The following is a 15,048-nucleotide window of genomic DNA, read 5'->3' on the forward strand; positions in this document are numbered from 1 at the left end:
ATGAGCTTATGGAGCGTGCTGGAATGTGCCATGCAGGTGAACGGTAGCGGACCTGCCTTAACAAGGCAAGACGGTTCCATTATGCAATATGCGGAACTTTTGGAGTACGTAAAGTTAAAGGCACGTAAGATTGGCAAATTTATACCGGCTGGCAGCAAAGTTGCCGTCATGGATGAGCATCCATTCTATGAAGCGGTACATGTGCTTGCTTTCATTATGCTTCAGGTGACGATCATACCGATGACACTGAAATACGGCGAGCAGCGCTGCGCACAGATTATTAGGCATACCGAGCCTGATTTTCTATACACGAGTCAGACCTCGATTGTTACGGAAATACTCATTGAAGCATGCAAATCGGCTGGAACCATGATCATCGCTGATCAGGCGGTTTGCTGAGCGCAGAGCGTCGGAATCGAGAGATGAGTTGGAGCGGGTTAACGGGGGAACTGCCTCCTAGCTTTATAATGTACACGTCAGGCAGTACGGGATTACCAAAGGGGGCGGTGCTAACCTACGAGAATGTTTGGGCGAACATCCTAGACATTCAGTCTTATTTTGAAGTGAAGTCAGATGATCATCTGCTCATCCATCGTTCTTTAAGTCACGCTTCGGTGATGACTGGCGAGTTTTTATACGGAATCATAGCCGGCGCCCAGTTGACGTTCTATCATGAAGCTTTTGTGCCCCGAAGGCTGCTTCATTTTATGGAAAATAAGAGAATAACCGTATTTTGTTCAACGCCGACGATTTTGTATCAATTGGCTTTAGACAAATCGGATTATTCCCTGCCGCTTCTCCGTCAAGTGGCGCTTATGGGAGAATATTTGCATAAACAGGTAACTCTCAAGATCAAAGAAAAATTTCCACATGTTCATTTCTATTTGTTGTATGGGCAGACGGAAGCAGCGCCTCGAATCACGTATTTGCCTTCCTGTTATTTTACAGTGAAAGAGGGATGTATCGGGATACCTTTACCGAGCATAGAGATCCGAATCATCGACGAAGAGGGGAACGAAATGAAGCACGGCCAGAGCGGCGAACTGCTTGTAAGAGGGCCTAATATATTCCTCGGCTACTGGGCCCAACCGGAATTGACGGCGGTTAAGCTGCAAGGAGGCTGGCTGCATACCGGGGATATGGTCTACGAAGGTGAAGATCGGTATTTATATATTTCGGGAAGAAAGGACGATATGATCATCCGCGCGGGTATGAATATTTACCCAAAAGAAATTGAAGAGGTTCTATTGGAGGATGCGCGTATTCGCGAGGTTGTCGTCAGCGGTATCGCCGATCCCAGATACGGGCAGAAGCTTCAAATTATGTTAGTGCCAGATATTGAAGGCATGATTACGAAAGCTGACGTGCTGCAAATATGCCAGAGAAAGCTTGCTTCTTACCAGTACCCGGATGTCATTCATATTGTCAAGGAGATTCCCCGTAACGCTGTTGGTAAAATCATCAGAAAACAATTCATGTAAGTTATGCATCCATTCTAAGAAGGAGTGATTCATTTGAACAAGACATTAGAGCAGGAACTCGTATTGGAACTGTCGCAATTTCGCAATCCGAACACTGAACGTATGAAAGAGCTGGTGACCCAGAAATTGGACTGGGCAGAAATATTGGGTCATCTGGTCTACAACCGGACAGCTGGTATTGCGTATCATGTGTTGCGTATGAGCGAAATTCCTTTTTTTAACAGAGAATTCGAATTCGGCTTGTTTTTAATTCATGAGATACAGAGGTTGCGGACGCAATCGCATCGTTCCTATATCTCGCAAATCGCTGCTGCAATGAATGCAAGCGGGATTCCCCATGCGTTCTTGAAAGGCTCTATTCTTGCGCACTCCATCTATCCGGTAGGCTGCCGAATTTCCAGTGACATTGATATTTTGCTGCGAGCGAGTGATCTGACGGCGTGCGGTAATGTCATGAAGGAGCTTGGGTTTATTCAAGGGTTCTATGATGAGAATGAACGTGTTGTCGTTCCTGCCACCCGCCGGGAAATCCTGAACCATCGGATGAACTACGGCGAGGTTGTTCCGTACCGTAAGGCCGTTCAAGAGCCGGGCATCAATTTGATCGAAATTGATATCAATTTTTCGCTGGATTGGATGGCACAAGGCACGGAGAAAGCAGTCGATAACTTTATCCAAGAGGCAGAAGCGTATCAATTTAATGCAGGAGAGCAAATTAGTTCCTTGCCCAAAGAGTATTTCTTGGCGCATTTGTGTGTTCATTTGTTCAAGGAAGCGGCTGTGATAACCTGGATAGATTTTCAACGTGATTTAGGGCTATACAAATTCGTGGACATTTATGGTTTCTTAACGGACCCGCATATTGATCTGAATTGGGACAAATTTGTAGCCATCCTGACGAACAATCAAATTATTAACGAAGCCTACTATGCTCTGGAGCATACGAGGGTGTTCTTCCCGATTCTAAATCAGTATGAGGGCTTTATTGACATGTTGAACGATATCAAGCCCGCAAATACCGACTATTTGGAGCAGGTTGTTGATGCTTCCAACGCTCAACTCGTGTACCAGTGGAATAAGGACTTGATCAGTCGCTTTTTCGATTTGAAACGCTACAATTGCTTGGATCGAGTAGTGAGCAGTGTGCAAAAAATGATATGAACAACAACGACTTTATCCCAAATCACAAAAAGGGCGTATTGGTCGTGTACGAAGGGATTAGCGGTTCGGGAAAAAGCGAGGGAATTGCCAAATTACTCCATTATTTAAATACACAAGATTTCTCACCAGTCGTCATCGAATGGAATGCTAACAAAGCCATCCGATCTATAGTCAAAAAGCTGGACCACATCGGACTACTCACATCGAACGTGTACAGCCTGCTGCAATGGCTTAGTTTCATCATCGATTACATGTTCATTCTTAAGCCATCAATTTGGAAGAACAAGATCGTGATCATGGATAGATATTTATACACGGGTATCACTAGGGATGATGTAAATGGCGCGATGACTTGGCTAGGGTGGATACTGTGCAAATGCGTCAGGAAACCTGATGTAGTGCTTTTTTACGATACATCGCCACTCGTGTGCCTTGATCGCATTCGCAGGCGAGGGAAGACTTTGTTTCATACGAGGAAGAAGGGGGCTGAGGAAGATACAGACCTAACCTATCTGGAGGAGTTGAGAGGGTCTTACCACCGTGTTTTCTCATACCTGCGGCAAAGGAAGATGAATATTGTATTTGTGGAAGAAGATTCGGTTGGTGTCCACAAGCATATCGAAGGCTTCATCAATAAAAAAAGCTCTTACTGTCGCTATTGTGAAACCAATCATTCATTAACTAACCAAAAGGAGAAGGCGAGGTAAATGGAATGGAATTGCAGGCGTATTTGGAAAAGTTGGTTTCCAACAGCCACTGCCCGATCACATTTGCCGGAGACATCCCGAATGCGCTAAGCAGGTGGTTGGTGCGAAGCGCATTTACGAATGATGTCAAGCAAATGGGAATGGAGCCTTATCTGGACACGGAAGCCCGATTGTTGTACTTCAACGAACTTGTTATCCTTCCCCGGGAGGAAATAGAAGCGAATTGGCGACAGTACACTGCCGAAATGGTTAATCGCTACCAAGAAGTGAACACGCCCAAAAATCTATTTACAATTGAACCGGATAAATATATGTATGGGCTAAACACGGTGTATTGCCAGAAAGAACAAGATATTCTAGTCAATGTGATTACCTATTTCCCTACGCCAATCCGGATGTGGATCAATGGACAGCTTGTCGTAACAGGGAATCACGATTATTTGATAAAGGATTACTTCTTCTTGTACCGGTTTCGCGAAGGAAGCAATACCGTTTTGTTCGAATGCCCCCTTGCCTTGAGAGTGCCTTTGAATACGCAGGAGATCATCGTTAAGCTCAATCCGGTTGACTGTTTAGCGGATAACGGTAAAGAATTTGTAGATGAGGAATTATTGGTCGCCTATAAGCAATCTTACAGCCTTTTCCCAGAACGTGTATTTTATATGTCCAATGAGGAACTACAGTTGATCGTTCTTCCTCAATATATGGATCGTCAAACTGGAACTGAGATTGTTCATGTCAGAATCTTTAATGCGGCAGGAGATCTATTGCAGGCTAAGGAGCTGGCTGCTTCTTCTGTTGCAACCTTTCCATGGCAGGACAACTTTAACGGTCTGCTCCGCATACGCGCCGAAGGAGCGGGAGATACTGCCAAGGTGGGCGAGGCCTACGTGTATTTCGGTGAATTTCAGAGCAGCATAGACCAGATGATACAGCAAGTGGAGAAGAGGCTGGACTGCGATCACTCTGTGATCACGACCATCAAGGAGATGGTGGCTCTGCCTAATGCCTTCAAGGCCTTGAATCAGTATGTGCCGAATGTTTGTTACCTTACTCTTTTTCAAGTCTTGGAGAAATTCATTCGATACGCCAGCACTTCTGAGAAGCAGGTTAAACAGACGTATCGAGATGTATTTGGATCGAGTTTCACCGTTTATGAACCCCAGCCAAACGGAGATCGGCTTGTTGCTTACACGGTGCATATACCGGATGACTATAATCCGGAAGCATCCTACCCATTGGTCGTCTATTTCCACGATGCACTAGCTCGAGCTTATCCGGTGGATCTCCCTTGGGTGAAACGCAGTACCATCTCGGATGCTATTATTATCAGCATCGTCGGGATTGGCAGGTTGAATTATGTGGATGACGTCAACGTCATTCGTATGATCAAGAGACTTACAGAGACCTACAACGTGAATCGGAACCGCGTTTATCTGATCGGTCACTGTACGGGCGGTTCGAAAACACTTCGCATGGCGATGCAAGTGCCGGATACATTTGCCGGGATCGCCAGCGTCATTGGCGATTTACGGTTAAATATTAATAAGCCTGAATATGCACTGATCGATAACATGAGCAATATGACTGTTTTAGGATTGACGAGCACCGAACACTGGTTTTTTAACTCTACGCGAATCATGCACTTTTTAAAAAGGCTGCCCAAGTCAACAACTCGTATCGTTCACGGCTTTATGCATAACGAGTTCAATGCCATATTGAATTCCAAAAAGTTGCTCCATAAGCTGATAGCCGAGCAGCGAGATCCTTATCCCGAAGAGCTCAAGCTTTCCGCTCTAGAACCGGGATACAATAAAACCTATTGGCTTAAGGTAGAAGCAATTGACAATTTGGAAGAGGCGTCACAGATTTGGGCAAGAAAGATGGCTCCTAATCGAATAGAAATTGAAATGAACAATATCGAATGCTTTAGTTTACTTATTAACAGGGAGAAGATGATCCTCGCCGATATGATAGAAATTGCGGTGAATGGCGCCGTTCAACGAGTTGGTCTTGCTCCTTTTTGCAAATTTTGGGTAAACTGGCAGATGGATAAATATAGCATAGAGGCCGTCCCTATGAATGAACAAGAGTTTGAGAGAGAGTATCATGCCATCGATGTAGATGAAGAAAAACTGGGGATCAAGCAAATTTATTTGAGCGCTTGTACGATAGTAAAACCTGAAGGCAGTAATCCAAGCAAGCTGAGCCTAGTTAGCAAGCTTGCCTACTTGCTGCAAAATCCGATCAAAGACCGCTATATTTATTACAAATATGAGGCAATCAATGAGCAAGATTTGGATTGGGAACAGGAGAGTCCAAGTCTTGCCAACCATGTGTTTATCATTGACACCAGGAGCAAGAGCGAGAAACAAGAAAAGCTGCTAGCTACATTAGACATGAATATGGATGAAGAAAGACTTATTTACCGTGGGCAAATGTTTGTCGGGACGTACTTTACTTTTATAAAATGCCGTCATCCTTATTATAACGAGCGACTTCTGCTAATTGTGGCTTTCAATGATGATCAGGTAGAGACGGAAATCATCACATGGATGAATGCTTTTGAAACAAATCCACTGTTTTATAACGACGCTGTTGTTTTCCATGATGGAAGGTACCACGGGTTTAGAGATCGGCCCATATTTCTGGCTAGGGGTAATGGTGAGTATGAATCAACATACATGGAAGAATATTGCTAACACATATGGCACTCCTGCGTACATCTACGATGGGAACAAAATTGCGGAGCAATACGAGCTATTGAAGAACTGTTTGCCTGAGCCATTCGAGATTTTTTATTCGGTTAAGTCTAACCCACTGCTAGGCATATGCGAGTTATTAAAGAAATTGGGATCGTGCATAGAGGTTGCATCCTCCGGAGAATTGTACATGGCGCTGCAGGCAGGTTTTCATCCTAGTCAAATCATTTTCACAAGTCCTGGAAAGACCTACACGGATCTTCTTTATGCGATCGAAACGGGCATATACAGTATCAATGTCGAATCACTTGAAGAAGCGAAGCTGATTCATCAAATAGCAAGCGGTAGGCGGCGCAAGGTGAATATTTCTCTACGTATTAATCCGAACTTCAATATCAACGGTGCGGGCATGAAAATGACTGGGGTTCCGACGCAGTTCGGGATCGACCAGTCCTTTCTAAAAGAGACAATGGAAATCATTCAAGCATTACCATTTGTTCGTATTCATGGGATTCATATTTTCTCGGGAAGCCAGATGCTGAATGCAAATCATATCGTTTTGACGGTGGAAGAAATCATGAAGCTTACAGTAGATTTAATGGACACTTATCACTTTGAGCTTGACTTTCTGGATTTGGGGGGCGGATTTGGCATCCCTTACTTTAAAGGAGAATCCTATCTGGAGACGGAGCAACTCCAAAGCGGTTTAGCCGAATTGTGGGGGCGATACAAGAAAAGGCTGGCAGGTGTCCGAATTGGAGTGGAAAGCGGGCGCTTTTTGCTCGCTGAAGCGGGTTCGTTTATGACGAGGGTACTCTATGTTAAAGAAAGTAAGGGAAGTAAATACCTCGTCTGCGATGGTGGCTCGAATCAGCATGCTTCAACTGCTTTTTTGGGGCGATATGTAAGAAATAATTTCCCAATGCGATTGCTTGGAAAAGATGGGGATCTAGAAGAGTTAAATGTCGTAGGTTCGCTCTGTACCCCTACTGATGTCTTGGGGCAAAAGGTGATGCTGCCTAATGCCGAGCCTGGAGATCTGCTCATTATTGATAAATCGGGAGCTTACGGACTGACGCATAGTCCCGTTTTGTTCCTTAGCCATGTGCTGCCTCCGGAGATCATTTGCTTGGATGGGGAGATTAGGGTATTGAGGGAGAGAGGTCACTATGCGGATTTCCTAAGAGGACAGCATTCATTTTGTTGATTTGAAAGGAGTGGAAGAGATGGCCGAAACGTTTCATTTGATTGAATATTTGACCGTTCAACGAACGAAAGGTACTATCATTTGGCTGTTGAACATAGGTGCGGAGAAGTACTGGAACCGTCTTCAAGCAGGAATTGTGGACCGCAGCGAGGATCGTATTGTGAATCGGGTGGAGGAGATGAACTTGCTGCTGTGCCGTGAACAGGATATCCTTATTTTGCGTGAGCAGCCGGATCCTGCCTATCTCGAGCAGCTTAGGCAGTGGGGATTCTCAATCCCGAGATTTGTTGTACCGGAGCATTCGGATGCGCTTACACCGATTGCTGAACTGGTATTGAGAGATCAAAAGCTGCTATTGGAGCTTGAGCTCGCAGCGGCTGAGCAGGAAGATGTTTATTTTGTACCTTATGCCGTCACGTATTTGGAGGAGCAAATTGCGGAACACTGCGGGCTGTGCCTCATAGGAGCCCCATCTGATTTACAATCCAAGGTCAATGATAAGGTGTTCAATCGGGAGATTGCCGAAACGCTCGGGTTGGCAACTTGCCAAGGCTTTGTGTGTAGCGATATAGAGGAAATTAGAGAGGCCTATCATCAATTGATGGAATGTGTGAATAACTTCGAAAAAGTCATAATCAAAGAACCGCACGGCGCCTCGGGCAAAGGGCTCTATATCATTGACAACATGGATAAGCTTTCATCATTGCTCACACGCTTGTCGAGAAGCGCAAGGCAGAATCCGAATGCGCGGTGGCTCGTAGAGGCTGGTACGAGAAGAAGGCGGATCTGAATTATCAGATCTATATTTCACCACATGGCTCCGTGGAGATGTTCTCCCTGAAGCAGCAGGTTTTACGGGATACCGTATATATCGGCTCCAAAATTCCAGTTGATCTGAGTCCTGAGATTATCGAGAAGTACCGAGGATATGCGAAGCAGATTGGGTCTTATCTGTATCGGATAGGCTATACCGGAGTTGCGGGTATTGACTCCATTATTACAATGGACGACACGATCATTCCGATTATTGAAATTAACGGAAGATTCACGTTGTCTACGTATATTTCCTTTATGGAACCTATACTGCACGATGTCAAATTGTTTTCACGGTATTTCAAGTGGATATTGGATAAGCCATGCGATTTCACAGAGGTGTGCAGCTTGTTGAGACAGGAGGGACTGCTCTATGACCCTGCCACCAGAGAAGGCATCGTTGTTTATACATCCGGAACGCTGCCTACACAGCAGGATGAAGGCGGATCATCTTACACGGGACGCTTGTTTACACTTCTAGTATCTAAGGATTGGGCAAACATCGAAGCCTTAAACTTCGGCTTGGAGCATTTCATTGATCGATTATCCAATCGGATTACGGTTTAACGGTTAGTAAGCATTAATAAGGCATAGTTCGATCAGTTCTTTACTGATTGCATTATGCCTTTTTACATAGAAATTGGTATCTCTAGGAGCATAATCAACAAGATTAATGATAGACGATCGCGTGATAATGCTCAGACACCGAGCCCCAAATGGAGGCATTAAAAATAAAAAGGACGTGTCTGGGTTGATCGTTGACAGCAACCAAGGATTCCAGTACACGTCCTACGAGTACCACGACATGATGACAAAGATTGTAGTCCGAATCAGTTATTTAGGACCAAGGTGTTTCATGGATCTTAAGGCTGAATCCCCCAGACAAGAGTGCCGTTCTGGAAGAGAGTCACTTTGTCCCAGTTAGCATAAGACGTCTTTGACCCATCGAACGAGTAGTCGTTTAATTGGTTAAAGTTCGACCAATCCGTTTTGGACATCCGGAGCTGGATATCGCCGGACTGTCCGCCTGCCGGAATCGAACCTGCTCCTGAGGTAAAGCTGAGCTCGACATACGTGTCCGTATTGATGCCGGTGGCGCTGACGAACGTTATTTGGATATTAGTGCCGCCGACCTGCGCCCAATCGATCCATGAGTTCATCGCTTGAGTGCCATCTTTCGTAAAGTAGTAACGGATTCTGAGGTCACTTAGATTAACGGCGGTTGAAGCGTTATTCATGATATTGAAATGAGGCTTGATTTGGTTGTCATTGACGTTCGTGTCCGCTGCTCGGTATTGCACCGCCAGATTGCTCGTAGGCGGTGTTCCCTGCGGAATCGCGCTCGCTTGCGCGGAATTCAGGCTTTCTCCCGCGCTGTTCACTGCGCTTGCGACGTAATAGTATGTCGTGCCGTTGGTCAAGCCAGTGTTCGTGTAGCTCGTTCCGCTTACTCCAGTCGCCACCGTCGTATACGGCCCGCCGTTTGAGGTTGCGCGTTTGACGTTGTAGCTCGTCGCACCGGTCGAAGCTGTCCAGCTCAGCGCGATTTGCGTGTTGCCAGCCGTCGCCGTCAGGCCGGTCGGAGAGGCCGGAACCGTCGGATTGTTGCCGCTGCCGGGAATTGCCGGATAGGCATTCTGTACGAGCTGTACGAACTGGTTGTGGAACCAGTGACCCGATAACGGAGCATCGGGCAATGCGCCCGTTGGCGAGCCATTTTGGTTTGTGTAAGTCGGATCACACATTCTGTCAAAACCCTTGCCCTCATTATTTGGAATGAATGAGCTCGAGCCATCCGACTCGCCTGGCGGCTTCACCCACACGAACGCGTCCAAGTGCGATGCAGGGTATCCCGCAGGCGCTACCGTTGGCGGTTGACCCATACCTGCACCGGAAGGGTTGCACCAATTTCCACGGTGGAAACGTTTGTCGATACGACCGGAATTGGCATAGTCGTTAACGTTTGTGCCGCTAGCTCCGGTAGGCCGGCCCGGTCCGCCCCACCCGTTGCGCGAGGTGTCGACCAGGAAGCCAATGCTGGCCGGCCAGCCATTCGCCACGAAATCGGAGTATAACGCCGCTGTAAAGTCCGCCTCATCGAAGTACGGATTCCACTGATAGTAATTCGCGGACCTTAGCTGCTGCCCGCTGATTGTCAAGTTCGGATCAGTCAGGAAGGGCTCCTCTAATGGAGTGGTGTTCGCCGTGTCGGTGATGAAGCCGTCGACGCTTGCCAGCCCAGTCGTAGTTCCCGTTACCACATTGGTAAAGAGGTCAATAGTAGATTGACGATTAGAATCCCAGCCAAGCCAGCCGGAGTGACCGATATCCATGTAGGTGTATACGTTAGGGATTGCATGGAGCTTATTCAGTGCATATTGAGTGGCATCCCTGTAGATGTTAGTGGAGTTCGCCTGTGCACACCTCGGATCACTCAAGTTCGTAACGAGGTTCGGCAATGAGTCTGGTTCGATCACCGTTACAATCCGGATGTTCTGGTATTTCGGGTCGGAGAACACACTGGCGATTGCGTCGATATATTGTGTCTTGTACGTCTGCAGACCCGCTTGAGTTAGCGGAAGCTCTCCGTTCGATGCCAAAGCATGGCAGTCTCGACCTGGCATGTCATAAATGACAAACGTTGCAGAGATTGGTGTGATGTTGTTCTTTTGCGCTAGAACAGCATCCATAGTCTCTGACAGGCTCTTGCGGCCTCCGTTCGCTGCACCGCCTTGAATCGCCGCGATACGGTCGAGCCATACGGCTGTCGGGTACGATTTGACCGTCTGCATCTTTGCAATCAGTGTGTTGTCGCTAACCTGAGCGATCGACGTATCGACCAACGCAGCGTAGTCGGGGCTCACATATGCCGTCGCACCAAGGAACGGGTTATCAACGTGCGCTTCAGCTGCAAAACTGTTGTTGCTTCCCAAAGGTATGACAAAGGTTATAACCAATGTGAAGATCATGATAAGCATGGAGGTGCTTTTAGTTTTAAGTAAAGCAAATGTCATTGTTTCAGCTCCTTTGTATTCGCTCGAGTTCTACTAACCGATATTCTGTCCGTCCGCGGTATGTGGATAATGGTTTAAGGTTGAATCCCCCAAACAAGAGTACCGTTCTGGAAGAGCGTCACTTTGTCCCAGTTCGTAAACGAGGTCTTCGACCCATCAAACGAGTAGTCGTTCGATTCGTTAAAGTTCGACCAATCGGTTTTGGACATCCGGAGCTGGATATCGCCGGATTGTCCGCCTGCCGGAATCGAACCGGCTCCTGAGGTAAAGCTAAGCTCGACATATGTGTCCGTATTGATCCCAGTGGCGCTGACGAACGTTATTTGGATATTAGTGCCTCCGATCTGCGCCCAATCGATCCATGCGTTCATCGCTTGAGTGCCATCTTTCGTAAAGTAGTAACGGATTCTGAGGTCGCTTAAATTAACGGCGGTTGTACCGTTATTCTTGATGTTGAAATGAGGTTTGATCTGGTTGTCATTGACGTTCGTGTCCGCTGCTCGGTACTGCACGGCCAAATTGCCCGTAGTCGTCGTTCCCTGCGGCGTCACGCCCACTTGTGCGGAGTTCGGGCTTTCTCCCGCACTGTTCACTGCGCTTACAACGTAATAGTATGTCGTGCCGTTGGCCAAGCCGGTGTTCGTGTAGCTCGTTCCGCTTACCCCAGTCGCCACCGTCGTATACGGCCCGCCGCTTGTAGTCGCGCGTTTGATGCTGTAGCTCGTCGTACTAGTCGAAGATGTCCAACTCAGCGCAACTTGCGTGTTGCCTGCCGTCGCCGTCAGGTCGGTCGGAGCCGCCAGCACGGGAATTGTGTCTATCAGGCGGTTAAGCATATCTTGTTTCGGTTGATTCCAGGTGTTCCAATCATCCAGCAGCAGTCCGCCGGTATCGCCGCTATTGGGATTAATGCACCAATACGCCCAATATAAGTCGTTTACTTTAAGATAATCAACCAACGCATTTTGCCATTTGCCTTCCGTGGACGTCGTATCGACGCTTCGGCCGCCGAATTCACCGATGAGAATCGGTGCAATGTTGTTTTTGTGAATATATCCCCAGTACGTATCCCAAATATTTGACATGTTGTTAGGGAATGTCGGTTCAGAGAACCAAGGTTGACTGGCTACTCCCGGACCGTAATCGTGGGGAGAATATACGATGCGATTTGGGACATTCAAGCGTACTGGATCATTCTGCACACCTTTCAGGTTGCCGCCCCACCAGTAATTGCTAGTTTGACCCTGGACATTAGAAGACACGCCTTCGACAATAATAAGCCAATTGGAATTAACGCTTAGTATAGCATTGCCGGCACGTTCGGCGGCCAAACGCCAGTCCCGAGCCGAATCTCCGCAGCCCCAACAAGCATTTCCGTGAGGCTCGTTATGCAAATCTGCCCCGATTACCGTATCGTTGCCCAAATAACGCTGTGCAAGCATCTTCCAATCGTCCACCCAGGTCGTTTCTGAAACTGTCGAAGTATACCAAAGCTCCGATTGTTCTGCGGATGTCGGGCGATGACGGTCCAAGAACACCTTCATGTTCCTTGCGCCCGCTTTTTCAATCAGTTTGTCGAGAATCTGTATAGGCATCAACCCCTGAAGATCGGGGTTTTTCGTAAAATCGATATTGTTAGGCATCTTACTTGGCAGAAGCATCTCATTGGTGTAAGGGATACGTAGCAGATTGTACCCTTTGCTCTTCATTTGATCGAGTAAGCTGTCCATCGAACGAGTCCACAATCCGTGCGGCGTGAAGTTGGACGTCTCAAATCCAAACCAGCTAACGCCGTTAAATTTGGCTGTGTTGCCGCCAGAATCCACAATCCGGTTGCCGTTGGTATGATAATAATTCGGACCGTCCGCGGATACCTGGGATCCAGAAACTAGTGTACCTACAATAAGGGAAAAAACTAGCGCGAATCTCCATAGTTTCACTTTCATCTGTTCCCAACCTCTCTATCTAATAATAGGATCAAGCGAATTCCGCAGGCTCTACATTTGCATCGCCTCCTTTTCATCCGAAATGTTCCTTTTATCACCTCCTTTCAATCGGAATGGCAAAACAAACATGAGCCTGTCGCTATGCCGTAATATCCGTTGCACGTAAATACGTCCTTATCTTCTTTTACGTATAAAATGAATAAGCTCTCTTTTGGATAGAGTGGAATGGATTGGATTGTTCAATGACGACTTCAAAAACTAATCGAATCGGGTGAGCAGAGTTGGAAGTAGAAGAAGGTGATGTTACGAATTGGAGTATCATTAATTTGAGCTTGAGATCATTATAGGAAAGATTGATCTGCTAACGCTATAATTTTGGTTACCATAGTAGCACTTTTATAACATAATAACCCTTTTGGAATTAAAGAAGTGTCATTAACGCGCTTAAGCCAACGAAACCAAAAGGATGACGGTGTTTTGTTTTACCAAGGCCAAGCGCTTCGTTGGAATGTACTTGTTGAATAAAATACATGACCTATGCAGTTCGTGGTAATCCCTGGTAAATAGTTGGTTTTGGCACAGCCCAAAAAAGCATTAAATAATGCGGTTGCCAAAATAATCGAATAAGTTTTAAGGGGTTTCATCCGTATATTGACGCTTCTGATTATGAGCCATTTACTTTTGAAGGGAATGGAAATCTTACGCTGTATAACAAAATGGATCGTCAGTTATCATGTGAGCTTAATAGGATCGAAAGCCTATTTTGATGACGACTCTATCAAATGAATAAATTGGTGTTGTATTGGAATCCTGAAGATTAAATATATGATGAATCTCTATATATATCGACCGAAAATAAGAGAATCCACAGAATTTATTGGTACTTATTTTTTAATTTTTGCAGGTCCAGGATGGAAAATACATGGATGTAATGGCGATGTAGAAGCTTCAATAAAGGTGGAATACATATATGTTGCTGACTAGTATGTTCCATTGGATCGGTTTGGAATGCAAATAAAAGACCTTCGTTTTCCACTAGTTGAAGTGGATGCGAAGGTCTTTGGCATGTTCTTATTCTTGTGGCATTTCATTGAAGAATGTTACATCCTCAATTGGCAGTCGTGTTGTAGGACGACCTGGATTAGCAGCCTTGCCGATGGCTACTAGCATAACCGGAACATAACGATCTGAAATACCAAAAGCTTCGATGAACTTTCCTTTGTCGTAGCCTCCCATTGGGACCGTATCATAGCCTTTGGCACGAGCGATATTCATGAGTTGCATAGCTACTAATCCACAATCGGTAAAGACGATTTGGCGAATGATTTCTGGCGGAAGGCTTGCATGCATGTTGGTATAGCGTTCAATAAAGGAAGCGGCTGTTTGCTCTGGCATGAAACCTGCATCGACTGCTTGACCATAAATCTTCTGGACCTCTTTGATATTTTCCAAATCCCCAAGAATGGCGATGACAGCTGAAGCTTCGACCACTTGCTGTTGGTTAAACGCAATTGGAAGCAGCTTTTGCTGCAGTTCCGTTGAATCGATAACAAGAAAGCGCCATGGCTGCATGTTGGCGGATGAAGGAGCCAGCGTAGCTTGTTGCAATATTTCGGTCAATTCCTCCTGTGAAATCTTGACTGCGGGATCATAGTTGCGGACTGAGCGACGTTCTCGAATAGTATCGAAAAAAAGTTCTTGTTCTAACAGCTGGGTTGTTTGTGAATCGGACATGGTTTTCTCTTCCTCTCTTTATAAAACTAACTTCATCTTAAAGTATGACATTAGTGTGAGTGTCAAGAAGAAATGTTTCAGCGAAACCTCAAATTAAACGCCTAACAGGCAGGACTTGCAAAATATAGGATGAAAGGTTAGATTAAATTTACATATTTATTTATGTTATATATACCCGGCATTAAATAATTCATAAAAAGAACTCTTCAGACTCGGAGGGTTCTTACATTTTTATCCATGTGTTTGCGGGTGGTGTCAGCTACGCTGGTATTACCCCCCATAG

Annotated in this window: 11 protein-coding genes; 8 read left to right on the top strand and 3 right to left on the bottom strand. The window is 46.0% G+C overall.

The genetic code is table 11. The features are described 5' to 3' along the window. From FU659_RS23035 to FU659_RS23070, 8 genes are read left to right on the top strand one after another with little or no spacing between them, the layout of a single operon-like run. A complete protein-coding gene (locus tag FU659_RS23035) occupies window positions 1-399 on the top strand; it encodes a long-chain fatty acid--CoA ligase (protein WP_147949697.1) in 399 nt (132 codons plus the stop codon). Between the two features lie 23 nt (window positions 400-422). Next, window positions 423-1,481, top strand: a complete 1,059-nt coding sequence (locus tag FU659_RS23040; protein ID WP_147949698.1) for a class I adenylate-forming enzyme family protein — start codon at window positions 423-425, stop codon at window positions 1,479-1,481. A 33-nt stretch (window positions 1,482-1,514) separates the two neighbouring features. After that, on the top strand, window positions 1,515-2,642 hold the full coding sequence (locus tag FU659_RS23045; protein ID WP_147949699.1) for a nucleotidyltransferase family protein: 1,128 nt from the start codon (window positions 1,515-1,517) through the stop codon (window positions 2,640-2,642). Beyond that, window positions 2,639-3,349 carry a dTMP kinase gene (locus FU659_RS23050; protein WP_147949700.1) on the top strand — a complete coding sequence of 237 codons (711 nt, stop codon included), beginning with the start codon at window positions 2,639-2,641 and terminating at the stop codon, window positions 3,347-3,349. Before FU659_RS23045 ends, FU659_RS23050 begins: the two co-directional genes overlap by 4 nt. A 5-nt stretch (window positions 3,350-3,354) precedes the next feature. Further along, a complete protein-coding gene (locus tag FU659_RS23055) occupies window positions 3,355-6,051 on the top strand; it encodes a hypothetical protein (protein WP_147949701.1) in 2,697 nt (898 codons plus the stop codon). Further along, a complete protein-coding gene (locus FU659_RS23060) occupies window positions 6,020-7,258 on the top strand; it encodes a type III PLP-dependent enzyme (RefSeq protein ID WP_147949702.1) in 1,239 nt (412 codons plus the stop codon). The genes FU659_RS23055 and FU659_RS23060 overlap by 32 nt, the downstream gene beginning before the upstream one ends. A gap of 19 nt (window positions 7,259-7,277) precedes the next feature. Further along, a complete protein-coding gene (locus FU659_RS23065) occupies window positions 7,278-8,048 on the top strand; it encodes a preATP grasp domain-containing protein (protein WP_147949703.1) in 771 nt (256 codons plus the stop codon). Further along, the gene (locus FU659_RS23070; protein WP_147949704.1) at window positions 8,009-8,638 is read left to right on the top strand and encodes a peptide ligase PGM1-related protein; all 630 of its coding nucleotides are present in this window, start codon (window positions 8,009-8,011) and stop codon (window positions 8,636-8,638) included. The genes FU659_RS23065 and FU659_RS23070 overlap by 40 nt, the downstream gene beginning before the upstream one ends. A gap of 296 nt (window positions 8,639-8,934) precedes the next feature. Here FU659_RS23070 and FU659_RS23075 read toward each other — a convergent pair whose 3' ends face one another. The 3 genes from FU659_RS23075 to FU659_RS23085 all read right to left on the bottom strand — a co-directional run bounded on the left by FU659_RS23075 (window position 8,935) and on the right by FU659_RS23085 (window position 14,765). Further along, on the bottom strand, window positions 8,935-11,040 hold the full coding sequence (locus tag FU659_RS23075; RefSeq protein WP_261807985.1) for a glycoside hydrolase family 6 protein: 2,106 nt from the start codon (window positions 11,038-11,040) through the stop codon (window positions 8,935-8,937). Between the two features lie 119 nt (window positions 11,041-11,159). Beyond that, window positions 11,160-13,031 carry a cellulase family glycosylhydrolase gene (locus FU659_RS23080; protein ID WP_147949705.1) on the bottom strand — a complete coding sequence of 624 codons (1,872 nt, stop codon included), beginning with the start codon at window positions 13,029-13,031 and terminating at the stop codon, window positions 11,160-11,162. Between the two features lie 1,071 nt (window positions 13,032-14,102). Further along, complete coding sequence (locus tag FU659_RS23085; protein ID WP_147949706.1) at window positions 14,103-14,765, bottom strand: nitroreductase family protein; 663 nt, start codon at window positions 14,763-14,765, stop codon at window positions 14,103-14,105. Between the last annotated feature and the right edge of the window lie 283 nt (window positions 14,766-15,048).

The sequence above is a fragment of the Paenibacillus sp. N3.4 genome (genome assembly GCF_008017805.1).
In the GTDB taxonomy this organism is placed as follows: domain Bacteria; phylum Bacillota; class Bacilli; order Paenibacillales; family NBRC-103111; genus Paenibacillus_E.